The organism is Pseudomonas sp. DF5 (assembly GCF_058148225.1).
Window position 1 is genome coordinate 70100 of sequence record NZ_JBYVYM010000001.1, and the last position, 18709, is coordinate 88808.

Consider the following 18709-nt stretch of genomic DNA (forward strand, 5'->3'; position numbering starts at 1 on the left):
AAGACCAAGACACATAACTTGTGGGAGCGTGGCTTGCCCGCGAAGAGTGCAGCGCGTTTTTTCAGGTATTACGCGTCATCGTTCTTCGCGGGCAAGCCACGCTCCCACAGGATTTCCGCCGCTCAAATTTCTAGACTTTGCCGACATTAGCCATAGTCCCTGGCCCCTCCAAGTCGCATTCAAACCTTTTGCCCTACACTCTGGTCATCGCAACTCAACCAGGCTGGACAGGGACCGTTATGGGCATTGCACTGATTCTCTTCGTCGTACTGGTCGTGGCCATTCTTTTCATGGGCTTCAAAGTGGTGCCCCAGGGATTCGAATGGACGGTCGAACGCTTCGGCCGTTACACCAACACTCTCAAGCCAGGCCTGAGCATCATCATTCCGGTGATGGACCGCATCGGTCGCAAGATCAACGTGATGGAAAGCGTACTGGACATTCCGCCCCAGGAAGTGATCACCGCCGACAATGCCACCGTGCAGATCGACGCCGTGTGCTTCTTCCAGGTGGTCAACACCGCACAGGCTGCCTACGAGGTGAACAACCTCGAACATGCCGTCCGCAATTTGCTGCAAACCAATATCCGCACCGTGCTCGGTTCCATGGAGCTGGATGCGATGCTCAGCCAGCGCGACAACATCAACGAAAAACTGCTGCGCACCGTCGACGAAGCCACGGCGCCGTGGGGCATCAAGATCACCCGGATCGAGATCAAGGACATCAGCCCTCCCGCCGACCTGATGGCCGCCATGTCCGGCCAGATGAAAGCCGAACGGATCAAGCGCGCACAGATTCTGGAAGCCGAAGGTTTGCGCGCCTCGGCGATCCTCACCGCCGAAGGCAAGAAGCAGGCGCAGATTCTCGAAGCAGAGGGCAGTCGTCAGGCGGCGTTCCTCGAAGCCGAGGCCCGGGAACGTCAGGCCGAGGCCGAAGCCCAGGCCACCAAAGTGGTGTCCGAAGCCATCGCCGGCGGTAACGTGCAGGCAGTCAACTACTTCGTTGCACAGAAGTACATCGATGCCTTGGGCAAACTGGCCTCGGCCAACAACAGCAAAGTGATCCTGATGCCGCTCGAAGCCGGTTCGATGATTGGTGCAGTCGGTGGCATCGGCGAAATCGTCAAAGCCACCTTCGATGGCAAGAAAGGCTGAGGTCGCGGCTCATGGAACTGTTCTCGTTCTGGAGCTGGCTGGCCCTGGGCACACTGTTGCTGATCCTCGAGGTGTTCGGTGCCGGCGGTTATCTGCTGTGGATCGGCATGGCAGCTGCCGCCGTCGGCGTGCTGACGTTCCTGATGCCGAGTTTGCCCTGGGAATGGCAGGTGCTGTTGTTTGCCGTTTTTTCGATCCTCACCGCCCTGTACTGGTGGAGACGACAGCGTAGTGTGGTGCGGGCCAGCGATCAGCCGAACCTGAACCTGCGAGGGCAAGAGCTGATCGGCAAGGTGTTCGTGGTCACTGAAGCGATTGTCGATGGCCGCGGCAAGATCAAGGTCGCCGACGGTGTGTGGATGGCCCGAGGGCCTGACGCCGAGTCCGGCAGCCGTGTTCGGGTGATCGGGCAACAAGGGGCAATTTTACTGGTGGAACGGGCCGACTAACGTCACGGAACTCGATTGGGTTATTGGCAATCAAAGGCCGCAGTTAAAACCCACTGGAGTCACCTTTTATGCGTCTCAAACTTGCTGTCGCTACCTTCGCCGTGTTGTCCCTTTCAGTCGGTTCGGCGATGGCTGATGACAGCTTTTGGAGTAACGTCCTTACTTCCGGTGCCACCACCGGCACCTCCTACCTGACCTCCAGGGATCACAAGCTGATCGTCGCCGCCCAGGACGACGCCGGCAGCTTTGTCGCCAGTGACGGCGCTATTCGCGGCCCCTATCTGGAAGCTGCCATGCAGAAAGTCCGCGCTGAAAACCCTGGCCTGCAAGCCACGGACATGGAACTGGCGAACGCCATCCTGGCGAAGAATGCCATCGCCTCGAAGTAAGCTTCATTGCTGGTCAAAAATGCCGCTCCCAACAGCGGCATTTTTTATGAGCCAGGTAAATTTCACAGTTATTTCCTACGACGGCTAACGCCAAAGCACTGACATGCTGGCGAGCTTTCCCCGACCTTCTGAGGAAAAGTCTGATATGAACGCGAGGAGAGCAAACTCAAACTTTGTCGATTCGGATTACCCATATACGCGAGTCGACTCACATGAAAAAAACAGCCTTATCTTTACTGCTGCTGACCGCCACCTTCTGCCAGATATCGCAGGCCGATGGTCTGTACGGCTCGATAAAAATCCAGAGCGCTCAACAAGACCTTTCCAGCGCCCTGCTCACCAGCCCTCGAGTGAATAACCGCGTCATCAGCCCCGACAGCAACAAGAACATCACCGGCTCCGTTGCGCTAGGGTATGGGTTCAAGGGTGATTGGCGTCTGGAAGGCGAGTACACGATCAAGCAAGACTCGGAATTCAAGAGTTACTGGGCGCCGTTCAACGCCAACGTCAACAACATGCAAGTTTCGTCCAGCCGACTGATGGTCAATGGCTACAAGGATTTTCCTCTGAACGAATACCTGTCCCTGTACGCGATGGCCGGTATCGGTGTCGCGCATATCAGTTCCGAGGGCTATCAATCCAACCCTTCGCGACGGTTCGCCAATAATAGCCAGAACAACTTCGCCTATGCCTTTGGCGTCGGGGCTGACCTCAAGCTCAATCAGCAAGTGACCCTCGGCACCGGTTACCGGTACGTCGACATGGGAGATATTGAAACCGGCTACAACACCTTTGCTAACCGCATTAATGCAAGGGACGAACAACTGAAGGGCAAACTCCGGGAGCAGAACCTATACGTCGAGGCACGAATGTCGTTCTGATTCATTACCCAGAACAATGCCGCTCCATATGAGCGGCATTTTTTTGCCCGACACCAATCAACGGTATTCATCCACCGGCACACACGCGCAAAACAGGTTGCGATCGCCGTAGACATTGTCCACACGGTTCACCACCGGCCAGTACTTGTGGGCCTTGGTGTGAGCATCCGGCGTCACCGCCTGCTCGATGCTGTACGGCCGCTCCCAAGCCCCGGTGATGTCGGCCAGGGTGTGCGGAGAACGCTTCAGCGGGTTGTCCTCGGCCGACCAGTTGCCGTTCTGCACCTCGTTGATTTCCGCGCGAATGCTCAGCATCGCATCGATGAAACGGTCCAGTTCTGCCTTCGATTCACTCTCGGTCGGTTCGACCATCAACGTCCCCGGTACCGGGAATGACATGGTCGGCGCATGGAAGCCGTAGTCCATCAGGCGTTTGGCAACGTCTTCTTCGCTGATCCCCGTCAGCGCCTTGAGTGGCCGCAAGTCGAGGATGCATTCGTGGGCCACTCGCTCGTTGCGCCCGGTGTAGAGCACCGGGAACGCCCCGGACAAATGCCGCGCCAGGTAATTCGCAGCGAGGATCGCCACCTCACTCGCGTCCGCCAGTTGCGGCCCCATCATCGCGATGTACATCCAGCTGATCGGCAGAATGCTTGCACTGCCCCAAGGGGCTGCGCTTACCGCTCCGTTCCCCGGCAGCGGGCCTTCGATCGGCACCACCGGGTGATTGGCGACAAACGGCGCCAGGTGCGCCCGGACACCAATCGGGCCCATCCCCGGCCCGCCACCGCCGTGGGGAATACAGAAAGTCTTGTGCAGGTTCATGTGCGACACGTCGGCACCGATATCTGCCGGCCGCGCCAACCCGACTTGCGCGTTGAGGTTGGCGCCATCCATGTACACCTGACCGCCATGGCGGTGGATAACTTCACAGATCTCGCTGATGCCTTCCTCGTAGACCCCATGGGTCGAAGGATAAGTCGCCATCAGGCAGGCGAGTTTATCCCCCGCCTCGATGGCCTTTTCTTTCAGGTCTTCCAGATCGACGTTGCCCGCCTCGTCGCACTCGACGATCACCACCCGCATCCCGGCCATTTGCGCCGAGGCCGGGTTGGTGCCGTGGGCCGAGGACGGGATCAGACAGATATCCCGCGCGCCCTGATGACGGCTCTCGTGATATTTGCGAATCGCCAGCAACCCGGCGTATTCGCCCTGAGCGCCAGAATTGGGCTGCATGCAGATTGCATCGAAACCGGTGATCGCGCAGAGCCAGCGCTCCAGTTCCTCGATCATCAGGGAATAACCCACCACCTGCTCTTTCGGCACGAACGGGTGCAGGTTGGCAAACTGTGGCCAGGTGATCGGGATCATCTCGCTGGTGGCATTGAGCTTCATGGTGCAAGAGCCCAGCGGGATCATCGATTGATTGAGTGCCAGGTCTTTGTTTTCCAGCTGCTTCAAGTAACGCAGCATTTCGGTTTCGCTGTGATGGGCGTTGAACACCGGATGACGCAGATAAGGCGTACTGCGCTGCAATCCTGCAGGAATGCCGGACACCAGGGCTTCAGCATCCAGTTCGTCGACGTTGAGTCCATGATCGGCACCGAGAAACACATCGAACAGTTTCGCCACGGTGGTTTCGTCACTGGTTTCGTCGAGGCTCAGGCCCAACCGCCCGCGACCAAGAATGCGCAAGTTGATCTGCTCCGCCTGGGCACTTTCGATGATCGCGGTCTGAGTGCCTCCGACTTCCAGAGTCAGGGTGTCGAAGAACTGTTGGTTCACACGTGTAATGCCATGGCGTTCCAGGCCGGCGGCAAGGATGCAGGTCAGCCGATGGACACGCTGGGCAATATTTTTGAGCCCTTCCGGGCCATGGTAGACCGCATAGAAACTGGCGATATTGGCCAGCAGCACCTGGGCGGTGCAGATATTCGAGTTGGCCTTCTCCCGGCGAATGTGTTGTTCGCGGGTTTGCAGGGCCATGCGCAGGGCGACATTGCCGCGAGCATCTTTCGACACGCCGATGATCCGCCCGGGAATCGCACGTTTGTATTCATCGCGGCTGGCAAAAAACGCCGCGTGCGGGCCGCCGTAACCCATGGGCACGCCGAAGCGCTGGGATGAACCGAACACCACATCGGCACCCAACTCTCCCGGCGGAGTCAGCAACAACAGGCTGAGCAGATCGGTGGCGACGCAGGCCAAGGCTTGCTGGGCATGCAGATGATCGATCAGCGGACGCAGGTCGCGAATTTCGCCATGGGTGTCTGGATATTGCAGCAACGCGCCGAACACTTGATGCTGCTTCAAGTTATCCACAGCGTCGACGATCAGGTCGAAACCGAACCCTTCGGCCCGGGTCTGCACCACGGAAATTGTCTGCGGGTGGCAGTTTTCGTCGACGAAGAACAGATTGCTTTTGGACTTGGCGACACGCTTGGCCAGCGCCATGGCCTCGGCGGCCGCCGTGGCTTCATCCAGCAGCGAGGCGTTGGCCAGTTCCAGGCCGGTCAGGTCGATGGTCAACTGCTGGAAATTCAGCAACGCTTCGAGCCGGCCTTGGGCAATCTCCGGTTGATAAGGTGTGTAAGCGGTGTACCAACCGGGATTTTCCAGCACGTTGCGCAGGATGACGGCTGGCGTGAGCGTGCCGTAATAACCCATGCCGATCAGGCTGGTCCAGACCTGGTTCTGCTCGGCATAGCCACGCAGTTTGGCCAGCGCGGCTACTTCATCGAGGGCGGGCGGCAAATCCAACGGCCGGTTGAGGCGGATTCCCGGCGGCACCGTCTGCTCGATCAACTCGACCCGGCTGCCAAGGCCGAGGCTGTCGAGCATCGCCTGCTGCTCGGCGGCATCGGGCCCGAGGTGGCGGCGCAGGAAGGTATTGGGGTCGCGTAACTGGCTCAAGGACGGCAACTGGGACATGACGGGCTCTCTCATGACTGGCGCTCAGCGTCGATGCAACTCGGTCAAACCAGCATAGCAGTCGATACCGGCACGGATGGCGTGGCGCTGTCGGTCATTCCGGATCATCATGCTCGACGCCTACAAACGTTCGCTGATCGGGTATCCACATTTATGAGCCAACTGTCTTTCCTGCCCTTCTCCAAACCCACCATCGATGAAGCCACGATTGCCGCTGTCGGCGATGTGCTGCGCTCGGGCTGGATTACCAGCGGCCCCAAGGTTCAGGCTTTTGAAGCGCAACTCTCGGAATATTTTGGCGGGCGCCCGGTGCGTACGTTCAATTCCGGCACCTGCACCATGGAAATCGCGCTGCGTATTGCCGGAGTCGGGCCGGGTGATGAAGTGATCACCACGCCGATTTCCTGGGTGGCCACCGCCAATGTGATCCTGGAAGTTGGCGCCACGCCGGTGTTTGCCGACATCGACCCGGTTACCCGCAATATCGACTTGGCGCAGCTTGAAGCAGCGATAACTCCGCGCACCAAAGCCATTATCCCGGTGTTTCTCGCGGGACTGCCCGTGGACATGACGCGCCTTTACGCGATTGCAAAAAAACACGGTTTGCGAGTGGTGGAAGACGCGGCCCAGGCATTGGGTTCGAGCTGGAACGGACAGCGCATTGGTGCGACTGGTGATTTCGTGTCCTTCAGTTTCCAGGCGAACAAGAACGTCACTTGCTCAGAGGGCGGTTGCCTGGTGCTGAACAATGCCGAGGAAGCACGGCTGGCGGAAAAGTACCGCTTGCAGGGCGTCACCCGCAGCGGTTTCGATGGGCTGGACGTTGATGTGCTGGGCGGCAAGTTCAACATGACCGATGTCGCGGCAGCCATTGGCCTGGGGCAATTTGCGCATATCGAGGCGATCACGGCTCATCGGCGTGAACTGGCGCGGCACTATTTCGCATGTTTCGGTGAGGACTTCGAAGCGCAGTACGGCGCTCAACTACCGCCGGCAGATTTCGAGAACAGCAACTGGCACTTGTTCCAACTGGTGCTCCCGGAACGCCAGGATGGCAAACCGGCACGGGCCACTTTCATGGAGCAGATGCAGGCACTGGGGATTGGTATTGGCTATCACTACCCGCCGATCCACCTGCTGAGTCTTTACCGCGAACGCGGGTTCAAGGAAGGCATGTTCCCGGTCGCCGAGCGGGTCGGACGACTGATCGTCTCGCTGCCGATGTTCACGGCCATGGATAAAGCGGATGTCGAGCGTTCGGTGGCCGCGGTGAAAGCCGTCTTGCGGCCTTGATTCGACCTTCGCAGGAGCGGCCAAAGGCAGCTCCTGCGAAGGCGAGCATTACTCGCCGATGGCGGCCTTGTAGGCCATCGGGTCGAGCAGCTTGTCCAGCTCAGAGGTATCGCTTGGCTGAAGTTTGAAGAACCAGCTGTCATAAGGCGCGCTGTTGACCAGTTCCGGGCTGTTGGCCAGCTCTTCGTTGACGGCAATGACTGTGCCGGAGACTGGCGAGTAGATATCCGACGCAGCCTTGACCGACTCGACGACACCCGCGGCCTCTCCGGCAGCGAACACTTTGCCGATTTCCGGCAGCTCGACGAACACTACATCACCCAAGGCTTCCTGAGCATGGTCTGAAATACCCACTTTCACGCCGCCATCATGGTCTAGACGGGCCCATTCGTGACTTTCGGCAAAACGCAGGTCGACTGGGATTTCGCTCATGTTCTGTGTCCTCAAGAAAAATATCGGCGGTCATTGACCACCAAAAAAGGTTAGATCAAGGTTTTGCCGTGACGTACGAAGGTCGGCTTGACCACTCGAACCGGGTACCACTTGCCACGGATTTCCACTTCAGCGCGGTCGGCGGTGGCCGCCGGCACGCGCGCCAGTGCAATCGACTTGCTAAGCGTAGGAGAGAAACTACCACTGGTGATCTCCCCTTCGCCAACATCGGCGATGCGAACCACCTGATGCGCTCGCAAGACACCACGTTCTTCAAGGACCAGACCGACCAGTTTGTGCTGCACGCCAGCGGCCTGCTCGGCCTCCAGGGCGGTGCGGCCAAGGAACTGGCGCGTGGCCGGTTCCCAGGCAATGCTCCAGGCCATGTTGGAAGCCAATGGCGAAACGTCTTGATGAATATCCTGACCGTACAGGTTCATGCCAGCTTCGACCCGCAAGGTATCGCGCGCCCCGAGGCCGATCGGGGAAATACCCGCGCCCACCAGATCGTTGAAAAACCCCGGCGCCTGATCGGCCGGCAGCACGATTTCCAGACCGTCCTCACCGGTGTAACCGGTGCGCGCGATGAACCAGTCACCGTCGGCCTGACCTTCGAAAGGTTTGAGTTGCTGGATCAACGTAGCGCGGGACTGGGTCACCAGTTCGGCAATCTTGTGCCGGGCGTGAGGCCCTTGAATGGCCAGCATCGCCAGTTCGGAGCGCTCGTTGAGCCGCACATCGAAGTCGCCGAGATGAGCCTGCATCCAGGCCAGGTCCTGATTGCGGGTGGAGGCGTTGACCACCAGCCGATATCCGTCATCGAGGCGATAGACGATCATGTCGTCGACGATACCGCCGTGCTCGTTGAGCATGGCGCTGTACAAGGCACGGCCAGGGCTGTGCAGGCGTTCGACGTCATTGGCCAGCAAATGCTGGAGCCAGGCCTTGGCCTGGAGGCCGTCGACATCGATCACGGTCATGTGGGATACATCGAAAACCCCGCAATCGCGGCGCACCTGATGGTGTTCCTCGACCTGCGAGCCATAATGCAGAGGCATATCCCAACCGCCAAAATCGACCATCTTCGCGCCAAGGGCGAGATGAAGGTCATACAGAGGCGTGCGCTGTCCCATGGGTTTCTCCTTCCGGGCGTGGCGAAGGTGCGGACAGCCGCTGTATGGGATGAAATGCCTTGAAATAAAGGCTTTCAGCCGATTTCAGCAACCCGGTCTAAAAGACGGACCGCACCGAATGCCGCGCATTGTAGCCGCAAGGTGTAGGACTGACACCTAGCCGTTTCGATGCGCCGACCTTCTGATTAATCCGATGACCGGCAACAGCCCGACCAGAACCAGGGTCAGTGCCGGCAACGAGGCCCTGGCCCACTCGCCTTCGCTGGTCATTTCAAAGATTCGCACCGCCAGCGTGTCCCAGCCAAATGGGCGCATCAGCAGGGTCGCGGGCATTTCCTTGAGCACGTCGACGAACACCAACAATGCAGCACTCAACGTGCCCGGCAGCAACAGCGGCAGATACACTTTGAAAAACAGTCGTGGCCCACTGACGCCAAGGCTACGTGCTGCTTCGGGCAAAGAAGGCCGTATTCGCGCCAGGCTGCTTTCCAGCGGCCCGTAAGCGACGGCGATGAATCGCACCAGATAAGCCAACAACAACGCCGACAGGCTGCCCAGCAGCAACGGTTTGCCCGCGCCGCCAAGCCAGCTCGACAGCGGAATCACCAGCTCACGATCCAGATAACTGAACGCCAGCATGATCGACACCGCCAATACCGAGCCCGGCAAGGCATAGCCAAGGTTGGCCAGGCTGATGCCGGAACGGATCACCCGGGTCGGTGCCAATCGACGGGCAAACGCCAGCAGCAGCGCGACGCTGACGGTGATCAACGCCGCCATGCCGCCCAGGTACAAGGTGTGCACGATCAACCCGGCATAACGTTCGTCCAGATCGAAGCGCCCGCGTTGCCAGAACCACACCAGCAGTTGCAGCACGGGAATGACGAAGGCGCAGGCGAACACCAGACCACACCAGCTCATTGCTGCCAGCGCCTTGACCCCATGCAGGTGATACAGCGCCTTGACCCGTGGCCGCTCATTGCCCGCCCGGTTGGCTCCCCGGGCGCGACGCTCGCCATACAACACGACCATCACCACCAACAGCAACAGGCTGGCCAGTTGCGCGGCAGTGGAGAGACTGAAAAAGCCGTACCAGGTCTTGTAGATGGCGGTGGTGAACGTATCGAAGTTGAACACCGACACCGCACCGAAATCCGCCAGGGTTTCCATCAGCGCCAACGCCACCCCCGCGCCGATCGCCGGACGAGCCATGGGCAACGCCACTCGCCAGAACGCCTGCCACGGGGATTGCCCAAGGACTCGCGCCGCTTCCATCAGGCCTTTGCCCTGAGCCAGAAATGCAGTGCGCGCCAACAGGTAAACGTAGGGATAGAAAACCAGCACCAGCACCAGAATCACGCCGCCGGTGGAACGCACTCGCGGCAGCCTCAGACCACTGCCGAACCATTCGCGCAACAGGGTTTGCACCGGGCCGGCGAAATCCAGCAGACCGACGAAGACGAAGGCCAGCACGTAGGCAGGAATCGCGAACGGCAACATCAACGCCCAGTCCAGCCACCGCCGCCCCGGGAACTCACAGAGGCTGGTGAGCCAGGCGAGGCTGACGCCCAACAGCGTCACGCCGATGCCAACGCCGACGACCAGCGTGAGGGTATTGCCCAGCAGCCGCGGCATCTGCGTGTCCCACAGGTGGGACCAGATCTGCTGATCGATGGTTTGCCAGGAGAGAAGCAGGACACTCAGGGGCAGCAGGACCAGCGCAGCGATGGCGAAGACCAGGGGATACCAGCGGCGTTGGGCGGGGTGGGCCAAGGAAAAGCTCTCGGGTAAATCAACGAAGTGTATGCAAACCGCAAAAAGATCGCAGCCTACGGGAGCTCCTACGTCGGGATGGTATTTACCCGGTAGGAGCTGCCGCAGGCTGCGATCTTTTGATCTTTAAAACAGCAGACTCAGTTCCAGCCGACCCGGTCCATCATCCGAATCGCTTCAGCCTGACGCTTGCCGGCGATTTCCACTGGCAAGGTATCGGCCACGAACTTGCCCCAGCTCGCGACTTCAGCCGAAGGCTGAACGGCAGGGTTGGCCGGGAACTCCTGGTTCACGTCAGCGAAAATCTTCTGCGCTTCAGGCGTGGTCATCCACTCCACCAGCGCCTTGGCGGCTTCCGGGTGCGGTGCATGTTTGGTCAGTCCGATACCCGATAGGTTGACGTGCACGCCACGGTCGCCCTGATTCGGCCAGAACAGTTTCACCGGCAGGTCCGGCTTTTGCTTGTGCAGACGGCCATAGTAGTAAGTGTTGACGATGCCGACGTCGCACTGACCGGCATTGATCGCTTCCAGCACGGCGATGTCGTCGGAGAACACGTCGGTGGACAGGTTGTTGACCCAGCCTTTGAGGATCTTCTCGGTTTTCTCGGCGCCATGGACTTCGATCATGGTGGCGGTCAGGGACTGGTTGTAGACCTTCTTCGCCGTGCGCAGGCACAGGCGGCCTTCCCACTGTTTATCGGCCAGCGCCTCGTAGGTGGTCAGCTCACCGGGTTTCACCCGGTCGGTGGAGTAGGCGATGGTTCGCGCCCGCAGGCTCAGGCCGGTCCAGGCATGGGAGGACGCGCGGTATTGCAGCGGAATGTTGGTGTCGATCACCTTGGAGGTGAACGGCTGGAGGATGCCCATCTGCTCGGCCTGCCAGAGGTTGCCGGCATCGACGGTCAGCAGCAGGTCGGCGGTGGCGTTTTCGCCCTCGGCCTTGATCCGCTGCATCAACGGCGCTTCCTTGTCGGTGATGAACTTCACCTGTACGCCGGTTTTCTGGGTGTAGGCATCGAAGACCGGTTTGATCAGCTCATCGATACGCGAGGAGTAAACCACCACCTCGTCGGCGGCCTGGGCGGCAGTGCTGCCTATCAGGGTCAGGGCCAGTGCGGTCAGTAGACGCTTGGGTGCCAACATGGAAGCGGTCTCTCGAAATGGGAAGTAAGGCCAAATGATAAGGACTCACATTTCGCTTCTCAATCGAACAGTGGGCGAAGGAGTTACCGGATGTTGCGCAAGATCTTTGGTGAATGTGCTGTCGTCTTCGCGGGCAAGCCTCGCTCCTACAGGTCTTGTGTCGTTAATGCGATCACACAACTCCTGTAGGAGCTAGGCTTGCCCGCGAAGGGGCCATCAGCCACAACGATAATCTCAGGCCTTGGCAAGTGCCGGCAGATCCCCGATCAACCCAAGTGCTTCGCGCACGAACAACGCCTTGGCCTCAGGCATCTGGTCGACCATCTTCAACCCGGTATTACGCAACCAGCGCACCGGCAATGGATCGGCCTGGAACAGCCGTTCGAAGCCTTCCATCGCCGCCATCAACGCCAGGTTGTGGGGCATGCGCCGACGCTCGTAGCGACTGAGCACTTTCACATCCGCCAACCGCTCACCGCGCGCAGCCGCTTGCAGCAGCACTTCGGCCAGCACTGCGGCATCGAGGAAACCAAGGTTCACGCCCTGCCCGGCCAGCGGATGGATGGTGTGGGCCGCGTCGCCGATCAGGGCCAGACCTTCCGCCACGTAACGCTTGGCATGACGCTGACGCAGCGGCACGCACAGACGCGGGTCGGCGCTGAGCACCGTGCCGAGACAGCCTTCAAAGGCCCGCTCCAGCTCCTTGCAGAAGCTTTCGTCGTCCAGCGCCATCAGACGTTCGGCTTCGCTCGGCGTGGTCGACCAGACGATCGAACACCAATCCTGCTGACCGTCCCGTTCCAGTGGCAGAAACGCCAGCGGGCCGTTGTCGGTGAAACGCTGCCACGCGGTCATTTGATGCGGTTTGGAACAGCGCACACTGGTGACGATCGCGTGGTGCATGTAATCCCATTCGCGGGTCGCAACGCCGGTCAGGCGCCGCACCGCCGAGTTGGCGCCATCCGCCGCGATCACCAACGGTGCCCGTAAGGTGCGGCCATCGGCCAGGGTCAGCAGCCAATCGTCACCGGAACGGCGCATCTGCTCCAGACGCGCATTGGCCAGCATCCCGAGGTCACAGTCGTGCAGCCGATCGAGCAAGGCATCTTGAACCACGCGGTTCTCGACGATATGCCCCAGCACGTCGGCATGTACGCTGGTCGCCGAGAAATGGATTTTCCCGGTGCCGCTGCCGTCCCAGACGTGCATATCGGTGTAAGGACTGCTGCGCCGGTTGGCGATGCCGTCCCACACACCCAGGCGTTCGAGTATTCGCTGGCTGGCCGCCGACAGGGCGCTTACCCGTGGTTCGAACGGCGCTTGGCCATCGAAGGGTTTGACGCTCAGGGGGCTACCGTCCAGCAGCAGGACTTCGAGCCCGCTGTTTTGTAACGCCAGCGCCAGGGCGCTGCCGACCATTCCGGCCCCGACAATCAGCAGATCTGCGCGCATTTCCATGCTTTAGGCCTGTCTCGCTTGCGACTTGAGCCGCAGATAAAGGGTTTTCTCGACGCGCGTCACCAAAGTGCTCGCGTCGTCATGAATATTGACGTGCAAGTGCGCTCGCTTAAACATCGGGACGCGTACCCAGGCCCATGGCCTGCCGGGCAAACCAGCGCTTGGCCGGCGGCAGCAGATCAAGGCCGAGCAGGCCGATGTTGCGGCCCAGGGAAACCAGCGGCTGGGTGCTGCCGAACAGCCGGGTGACCTGATCGGAGAAACCCACGGTCAGGCTCTGGTCCAGCCGCTGGCGCTCGCGATAAGCCTGCAAGGTGGCAAAATCGCCGGGGGCTGTCTCGCTGCCCAACAAACTGTCGGCCAACGCCTGGGCATCGCGCAGAGACAGGTTGAACCCTTGCCCGGCAATCGGATGCAGGCTGTGGGCGGCGTTGCCGAGGATCGCCAGATGCGGGCGGACTTGTTCCTCGGCTTCGATCAGCGACAACGGATACAAATTGCGTGCGCCGACCTGTTTCAGCGTGCCGAGGCGATAACCGAACACGCCCTGCAACTCGCTGAGAAAGCTGCGGTCATCAAGGGCCGCCAGCCGTTGCGCGTCCATGCCCAGACGGGTCCAGACCAGGGCGCAGCGGTTTTCCGGCAGCGGCAACAAAGCCATTGGGCCGTCGTCAGTGAAGCGTTCGAAGGCCATGCCGTTGTGCGCTTCGCTCGGAGTGATGTTGGCGATCAGCGCGCTCTGGTTGTACGGGCGCTTCTTGATGCCGATCCCCAGCTGTTCACGCAGGCCCGAACGGCCGCCATCGGCCAACACCGCGAGGTCGCATTCCACCAAAGTTTCATCGTTGAGCGTCAGGCGATAGCCGTCGGTCAGCGGTTCCATGGCGGTGACTTCCGCCGGGCAACGCCAACTGATCACGTCCTTGTCCAGACTGTGCCAGAGGCATTGGCCGAGCCAGGCGTTTTCCACCACATAACCCAGTGCTGGAACGCCCTCTTCCATCGCCGACAACCGCGCCGTGGAAAAACGCCCACGGTCGGAGACATGAATCTGCTTGATCGGCTCGGCGCGGCGGGAGATTTCTTGCCACACGCCCAGCCGTTGATAAATCTGCCGGGCGCCGAACGACAGCGCTGAAGAGCGAGCGTCATAGCTCGGTTGGTACGTATCGCCGGGGGCAAAGGGTTCGATCAGCACGATCTTCCAGCCACGGGCCTTGGCCCCGGCCTGCAACGCCAACGCAAGGCTGGCGCCAACCAGGCCGCCGCCGATGATTGCCAGATTGACTCGACTCATGCCGCTTGTGTCCGTGCGGCGGCCATCAAGGCCTCGATTTCGGCGACCGTTTTCGGCACGCCGCTCGTCAGGATTTCACAACCGGTTTTGGTGACTACCACGTCGTCCTCGATGCGCACGCCAATGCCGCGCCATTTCTTCGCCACGTTCTGGTTGTCCGGAGCAATGTAGATGCCCGGCTCGACCGTCAGCGCCATGCCGACTTCCAGCACGCGCCATTCGCCGCCGACCTTGTACTCGCCGACATCATGCACATCCATGCCCAGCCAGTGGCCGGCGCGGTGCATGTAAAACGCCTTGTAGGCTTCGCTGGCGATCAGTTCATCGACCTCGCCCTGCAACAGGCCCAACTTCACAAGGCCCGTGGTAATGACGCGAACCGTGGCTTCGTGCGCCTGATTCCAGTGTTTGTTCGGTGCGATTTCGGCAAACGCCGCTTCCTGGGAAGCCAGCACCAGCTCGTAGATCGCCTTCTGTTCCGGTGAATACTTGCCGTTGACCGGCCAGGTGCGGGTGATGTCGCTGGCATAGCAGTCGATCTCGCAACCGGCGTCGATCAGCACCAGATCGCCGTCTTTGAGCACCGCGTCATTCTGCTGGTAATGCAGGATGCAGCTGTTGCGCCCGGCGGCGACGATCGAACCATAGGCCGGCATCTTCGCCCCGCCCTTGCGGAATTCGTAATCGAGCTCGGCTTCGAGGCTGAACTCATGCAAACCGGCACGACTGGCCTGCATCGCCCGGATATGCGCCTGAGCGGAAATCCGCGCAGCTTCACGCATCACCTTCACTTCTGCCGCCGATTTATACAGGCGCATGTCGTGCAGCAGATGATCCAGGGCAACGAATTCGTTCGGCGGCTGGGCACCGAGATTCGCCTTGGAGCGGATCACGTTGATCCAGTCCATCAGGTGCCGATCGAATTCCGGGTTGCTGCCCATGGCCGAATACACCCGGTCGCGGCCTTCGATCAGGCCCGGCAGGATGTCGTCGATGTCGGTGATGGGGAAAGCGTCGTCGGCGCCGAAGTCGCGGATCGCGCCTTCCTGACCGGCGCGCAGGCCGTCCCACAGCTCGCGCTCGGCATTGCGCTCACGGCAGAACAGGATGTACTCGCCATGTTCGCGACCGGGAATCAAAACGATAACGGCCTGAGGCTCGGGAAAGCCGCTGAGGTACTGGAAGTCGCTGTCCTGACGGTAAACGTGCTCGACGTCACGGTTGCGAATGGCAACCGCAGCGGCGGGCAGAATGGCGATGCTGTTGGGTTCCATCTGCGCCATCAAGGCCTTGCGGCGACGGCTGTATTCCGATTTCGGGATATGAATCATGGGCAGATGGCTTTTCCTGGCTCGCGATTAATGCAACGACGGTTTGGCGGCTGCTTCGTCGGTTTTCTTGGTTTCAGTGAACAGCAGCAACGGTGCGACGCGCAGGTACTCCATGACTTCCATGTAGTCGCTTTCGCCGTCGTCGGACTCTTCCAGGGCGTCTTGCACCTGAGAAATGGCGGCCAGATCCTGCAGCACTTCAGTCGCTTCAGCGCTGAGGGCATATTCGCGACGGGTCAGGCCGAAGCCAGTGAGGAAGCCCTGGCACCACTGGCCCAGCGCGGCTGCGCGCTCGGTGAGCGGCGCGTCGTCGCTCGGCAGCAGCAGAACAACGGTCATGTCGTCGCTGGTAAGCTCGCCCTTGACCATCTCTTGCAGGCCGATCAAGGCGTTGCGAACGTTGTCTTGCGGCTCGCCTTCGAGCAGCTCGGCGGCGTCTGCCAGCCAGCTGTCGGCATCGAAACCGGCACCGGCGCAGCTACGGCCGAGCAGCAGGCCGTGCAACTCGGCAGGCGAGACGGGATGGCCGCTGGTGCTCAGCAGGGTGGCGAAGGCTTGGTACGGAGAATTCTGAATGGGCATGGGTAGCTAGGCGCCAGACGGCGCTATGTCTAGAATGAAGGCCTTGTATCCTACATCGACAGACTCGCCAAGACTATTAAAGGCTGTCCGCCAGCTACCTCCCATCAGACGAACACGTGGACACAATGGAAGACACCGACCTGAAAGCGCTGATGGCCAGACTCGAGCTGCTGATTACCCGAGTCGAGCAACTAAAGAGTCAAAACGCACTCTTACTAGCTCAAGAAAAGACCTGGCGCGAGGAACGCGCGCACCTCATTGAAAAAAATGAAATCGCCCGGCGTAAGGTCGAATCGATGATTTCGCGCCTCAAGGCCCTGGAGCAAGACTCATGAGTTCAAGCAATAGCGTTACCGTGCAGATCCTCGACAAAGAATATTCGATCATCTGCCCCCAGGAAGAGCGCAGCAACCTGATCAGCGCTGCCCGCTACCTGGACGGCAAGATGCGCGAAATCCGTAGCAGCGGCAAAGTCATCGGCGCCGACCGCATTGCCGTGATGGCTGCGCTGAACATCACGCACGACCTTCTGCACAAGGAAGAACGTCCGGATGTGCAGGCCAGCGGTTCGACCCGCGAACAGGTTCGCGACCTGCTGGACCGAGTCGATCTGGCGCTGTCGACCGATCCGGATGTCACCAAGGGCTGATTCGCGTGACCGCTTGGGGTATACTCGCATCACTCCCTGGGGTGCTTGCCAGTTGACCACGTCCCTGAGCCGATTCGCACTACCCTGGAAGTTGCACGTTGGGCTGGTGTGCATGTCCGCTAGACGGAAAGCCTTAAAGCCTACTGCATCTTCCACCTTGAACTTTCGGGTTCAAGGGCTAAGTCAGCAGCGGTTCATCCGGGGAGCCTGATTTCAATCCGATGCCGGTTTTCATACCGGCATCGGCATTTTTACGGGTACGCTTTTAGTACTCGCACTTTCTGAAGCCTGAATCCATGACCGAACCTGCGCTGCTGCCCCGACCGCAACTTCGACGCATGCTGCGCAAGGCCCGCCGCGCACTGACCCCCTGTCAGCAACGCGAAGCCGCTCGCGGGCTGTATAAGCAATTGGCCCAGCACCCACTGTTTCGCCGCGCAAAACACATCTCCCTGTACCTGCCCACCGACGGTGAAATCGACCCGCGCCTGCTGATGCGTGCCGCGCAACGTCGGGGCAAGGCGACGTACCTGCCGGTACTCAGCGCCTGGCCGCGAACCAAAATGGTGTTCCAGCGGATTCGCCCCGGCGAAAAGCTCAAACCCAACCGTTTCCGTATTCCAGAACCACGGGCCAATATCGCCCGGCAACGCAAAGTCTGGGCGCTGGATCTGGTGTTGCTGCCATTGGTGGGGTTTGACGATGTCGGCGGACGCCTGGGGATGGGCGGCGGCTTCTACGACCGAAGCCTGGCGTACCTGGCGCGCCGAAAAAACTGGCGTAAGCCGACGCTGCTGGGCTTGGCCCATGAATGTCAGAAGGTTCAACGATTGGCTCAGGCGAGCTGGGATGTACCGTTGCAGGGCACGGTCACTGACAAGGCGTGGTATTTCGCGGGCTAGACGCCACTGATCTCAGCGGCGTCCAGGCGACAGGTTCAGCGCTTGAACGCCGACGGCTGTTGCTGCGCGATCTCGACGGGAGCATCGGGTTTGTTGTTCCACAGGCTTTGGGCATAGCCGGTGGTCACGACACCAAGGCCGAATAAAATAACCAAAATCCATAGTAAATCCGGTTTGCGTTTCATCGACTGCCCCCCAAAGGCACATCAACACGATGACAGCAGCGGTTTCCGTTGTAGGTGTAGGCCGTGCAGCAGCGTCAAGCTAAGAAGGCCGGCATTTTGCGACAACGTGAACCGACACGCAAACGCTGGCGTCAACCGACTGTCGGTTTGTCATAAAATTGCCTGACCACTTGCCCACCCACCTCGCAAGGAGCAAAAACATGGCTTATTGGCTGATGAAATCCGAGCCCGACGAACTCTCCATCGAAGACCTGGAGAAGCTTGGCCGAGCGCGCTGGGACGGGGTTCGCAACTACCAGGCGCGCAATTTTTTAAGGGCCATGGCAGTGGGCGACGAATTTTTCTTCTATCACTCCAGTTGCCCTGAGCCTGGGATTGCCGGGATCGGAAAGATTGTCGAGGCAGCCTATCCGGACCCGACGGCGCTGGAGCCCGAGAGTCATTACTACGATCCGAAGGCCACTGCCGAGAAAAACGCCTGGAGTGCGATCGATGTCGCTCACGTCGAAACGTTTTCCAAGGTGCTGAAGCTCGATTATCTGAAGCAGCAAACGGCGCTGGCTGAAATGCCATTGGTGCAGAAAGGCTCGCGACTGTCGGTGATGCCGGTGACAGCCGAGCAATGGGCGGCGGTGCTTGGTCTGCGCTGAATAATGCACAACTGGCTTACCTTGCCAACCGGTCACGCTTGCTCCTCGGTTGACTGACATCAAGTCGCTCCAGCG

General features: G+C 60.1%; 19 protein-coding genes and 1 other RNA gene. 10 read left to right on the plus strand and 10 right to left on the minus strand.

What is annotated here, in order from left to right:
- The first annotated feature begins 239 nt into the window (after nt 1-239).
- The 4 genes from AC30D7_RS00330 (at nt 240) to AC30D7_RS00345 (ending at nt 2873) form a co-directional block, all read left to right on the plus strand.
- The gene (locus AC30D7_RS00330; protein WP_490132621.1) at nt 240-1154 is read left to right on the plus strand and encodes an SPFH domain-containing protein; all 915 of its coding nucleotides are present in this window, start codon (nt 240-242) and stop codon (nt 1152-1154) included.
- An 11-nt stretch (nt 1155-1165) separates the two neighbouring features.
- The gene (locus AC30D7_RS00335; RefSeq protein ID WP_490132622.1) at nt 1166-1603 is read left to right on the plus strand and encodes an NfeD family protein; all 438 of its coding nucleotides are present in this window, start codon (nt 1166-1168) and stop codon (nt 1601-1603) included.
- A 68-nt stretch (nt 1604-1671) separates the two neighbouring features.
- On the plus strand, nt 1672-1992 hold the full coding sequence (locus tag AC30D7_RS00340; protein WP_490132623.1) for a DUF2388 domain-containing protein: 321 nt from the start codon (nt 1672-1674) through the stop codon (nt 1990-1992).
- Between the two features lie 212 nt (nt 1993-2204).
- Nucleotides 2205-2873, plus strand: coding sequence for an outer membrane protein (locus AC30D7_RS00345; RefSeq protein ID WP_490132624.1), 669 nt, complete (start codon nt 2205-2207; stop codon nt 2871-2873).
- A 57-nt stretch (nt 2874-2930) separates the two neighbouring features.
- Here the strand turns inward: AC30D7_RS00345 and gcvP are convergent, their stop codons facing one another.
- On the minus strand, nt 2931-5804 hold the full coding sequence (gene gcvP, locus AC30D7_RS00350) for an aminomethyl-transferring glycine dehydrogenase (RefSeq protein ID WP_490132625.1): 2874 nt from the start codon (nt 5802-5804) through the stop codon (nt 2931-2933).
- 153 nt (nt 5805-5957) lie between these two features.
- Here gcvP and AC30D7_RS00355 point away from each other — a divergent pair, with 153 nt between their 5' ends.
- Entirely contained in the window at nt 5958-7097 is a 1140-nt protein-coding gene (locus tag AC30D7_RS00355; protein WP_105340995.1) for a DegT/DnrJ/EryC1/StrS family aminotransferase, read from the plus strand.
- Between the two features lie 48 nt (nt 7098-7145).
- Here the strand turns inward: AC30D7_RS00355 and gcvH are convergent, their stop codons facing one another.
- The 8 genes from gcvH to AC30D7_RS00395 form a co-directional block, all read right to left on the minus strand.
- Complete coding sequence (gene gcvH, locus AC30D7_RS00360) at nt 7146-7529, minus strand: glycine cleavage system protein GcvH (RefSeq protein WP_105340722.1); 384 nt, start codon at nt 7527-7529, stop codon at nt 7146-7148.
- Between the two features lie 50 nt (nt 7530-7579).
- Nucleotides 7580-8662, minus strand: coding sequence for a glycine cleavage system aminomethyltransferase GcvT (gene gcvT, locus AC30D7_RS00365; protein WP_490132626.1), 1083 nt, complete (start codon nt 8660-8662; stop codon nt 7580-7582).
- Between the two features lie 156 nt (nt 8663-8818).
- A complete protein-coding gene (locus AC30D7_RS00370) occupies nt 8819-10435 on the minus strand; it encodes an ABC transporter permease (protein ID WP_490132627.1) in 1617 nt (538 codons plus the stop codon).
- Nucleotides 10436-10575: 140 nt separating this feature from the next.
- Nucleotides 10576-11580: an extracellular solute-binding protein gene (locus tag AC30D7_RS00375; protein WP_019580539.1), complete on the minus strand. Its 1005-nt coding sequence runs from the start codon at nt 11578-11580 to the stop codon at nt 10576-10578.
- A 234-nt stretch (nt 11581-11814) separates the two neighbouring features.
- On the minus strand, nt 11815-13032 hold the full coding sequence (locus AC30D7_RS00380; protein ID WP_167331189.1) for a 2-octaprenyl-3-methyl-6-methoxy-1,4-benzoquinol hydroxylase: 1218 nt from the start codon (nt 13030-13032) through the stop codon (nt 11815-11817).
- A gap of 115 nt (nt 13033-13147) precedes the next feature.
- The gene (ubiH, locus tag AC30D7_RS00385) at nt 13148-14335 is read right to left on the minus strand and encodes a 2-octaprenyl-6-methoxyphenyl hydroxylase (RefSeq protein WP_490132628.1); all 1188 of its coding nucleotides are present in this window, start codon (nt 14333-14335) and stop codon (nt 13148-13150) included.
- Entirely contained in the window at nt 14332-15666 is a 1335-nt protein-coding gene (pepP, locus tag AC30D7_RS00390; protein WP_018927585.1) for a Xaa-Pro aminopeptidase, read from the minus strand. Before pepP ends, ubiH begins: the two co-directional genes overlap by 4 nt.
- Before the next feature lie 27 nt (nt 15667-15693).
- A complete protein-coding gene (locus AC30D7_RS00395; RefSeq protein ID WP_007940361.1) occupies nt 15694-16248 on the minus strand; it encodes a YecA/YgfB family protein in 555 nt (184 codons plus the stop codon).
- Between the two features lie 125 nt (nt 16249-16373).
- Between AC30D7_RS00395 and AC30D7_RS00400 the strand changes: the two genes are divergently transcribed.
- The 4 genes from AC30D7_RS00400 (at nt 16374) to AC30D7_RS00415 (ending at nt 17799) form a co-directional block, all read left to right on the plus strand.
- Nucleotides 16374-16583, plus strand: a complete 210-nt coding sequence (locus AC30D7_RS00400; RefSeq protein WP_490132629.1) for a TIGR02449 family protein — start codon at nt 16374-16376, stop codon at nt 16581-16583.
- Nucleotides 16580-16897 carry a cell division protein ZapA gene (locus AC30D7_RS00405; RefSeq protein WP_018927584.1) on the plus strand — a complete coding sequence of 106 codons (318 nt, stop codon included), beginning with the start codon at nt 16580-16582 and terminating at the stop codon, nt 16895-16897. The genes AC30D7_RS00400 and AC30D7_RS00405 overlap by 4 nt, the downstream gene beginning before the upstream one ends.
- A gap of 30 nt (nt 16898-16927) precedes the next feature.
- Nucleotides 16928-17106, plus strand: a non-coding RNA gene (gene ssrS, locus AC30D7_RS00410) — 6S RNA.
- An 87-nt stretch (nt 17107-17193) separates the two neighbouring features.
- Nucleotides 17194-17799, plus strand: coding sequence for a 5-formyltetrahydrofolate cyclo-ligase (locus tag AC30D7_RS00415; RefSeq protein ID WP_028939122.1), 606 nt, complete (start codon nt 17194-17196; stop codon nt 17797-17799).
- A 35-nt stretch (nt 17800-17834) separates the two neighbouring features.
- Here the strand turns inward: AC30D7_RS00415 and AC30D7_RS00420 are convergent, their stop codons facing one another.
- Nucleotides 17835-17984 (minus strand): hypothetical protein, encoded by a 150-nt coding sequence (locus tag AC30D7_RS00420; RefSeq protein WP_018927582.1) that lies wholly within the window; start codon nt 17982-17984, stop codon nt 17835-17837.
- Nucleotides 17985-18184: 200 nt separating this feature from the next.
- On the opposite strand from AC30D7_RS00420, the gene AC30D7_RS00425 reads away from it, so the two are divergent.
- Nucleotides 18185-18634, plus strand: coding sequence for an EVE domain-containing protein (locus AC30D7_RS00425; RefSeq protein WP_490132630.1), 450 nt, complete (start codon nt 18185-18187; stop codon nt 18632-18634).
- The last annotated feature ends 75 nt before the right edge of the window (nt 18635-18709 follow it).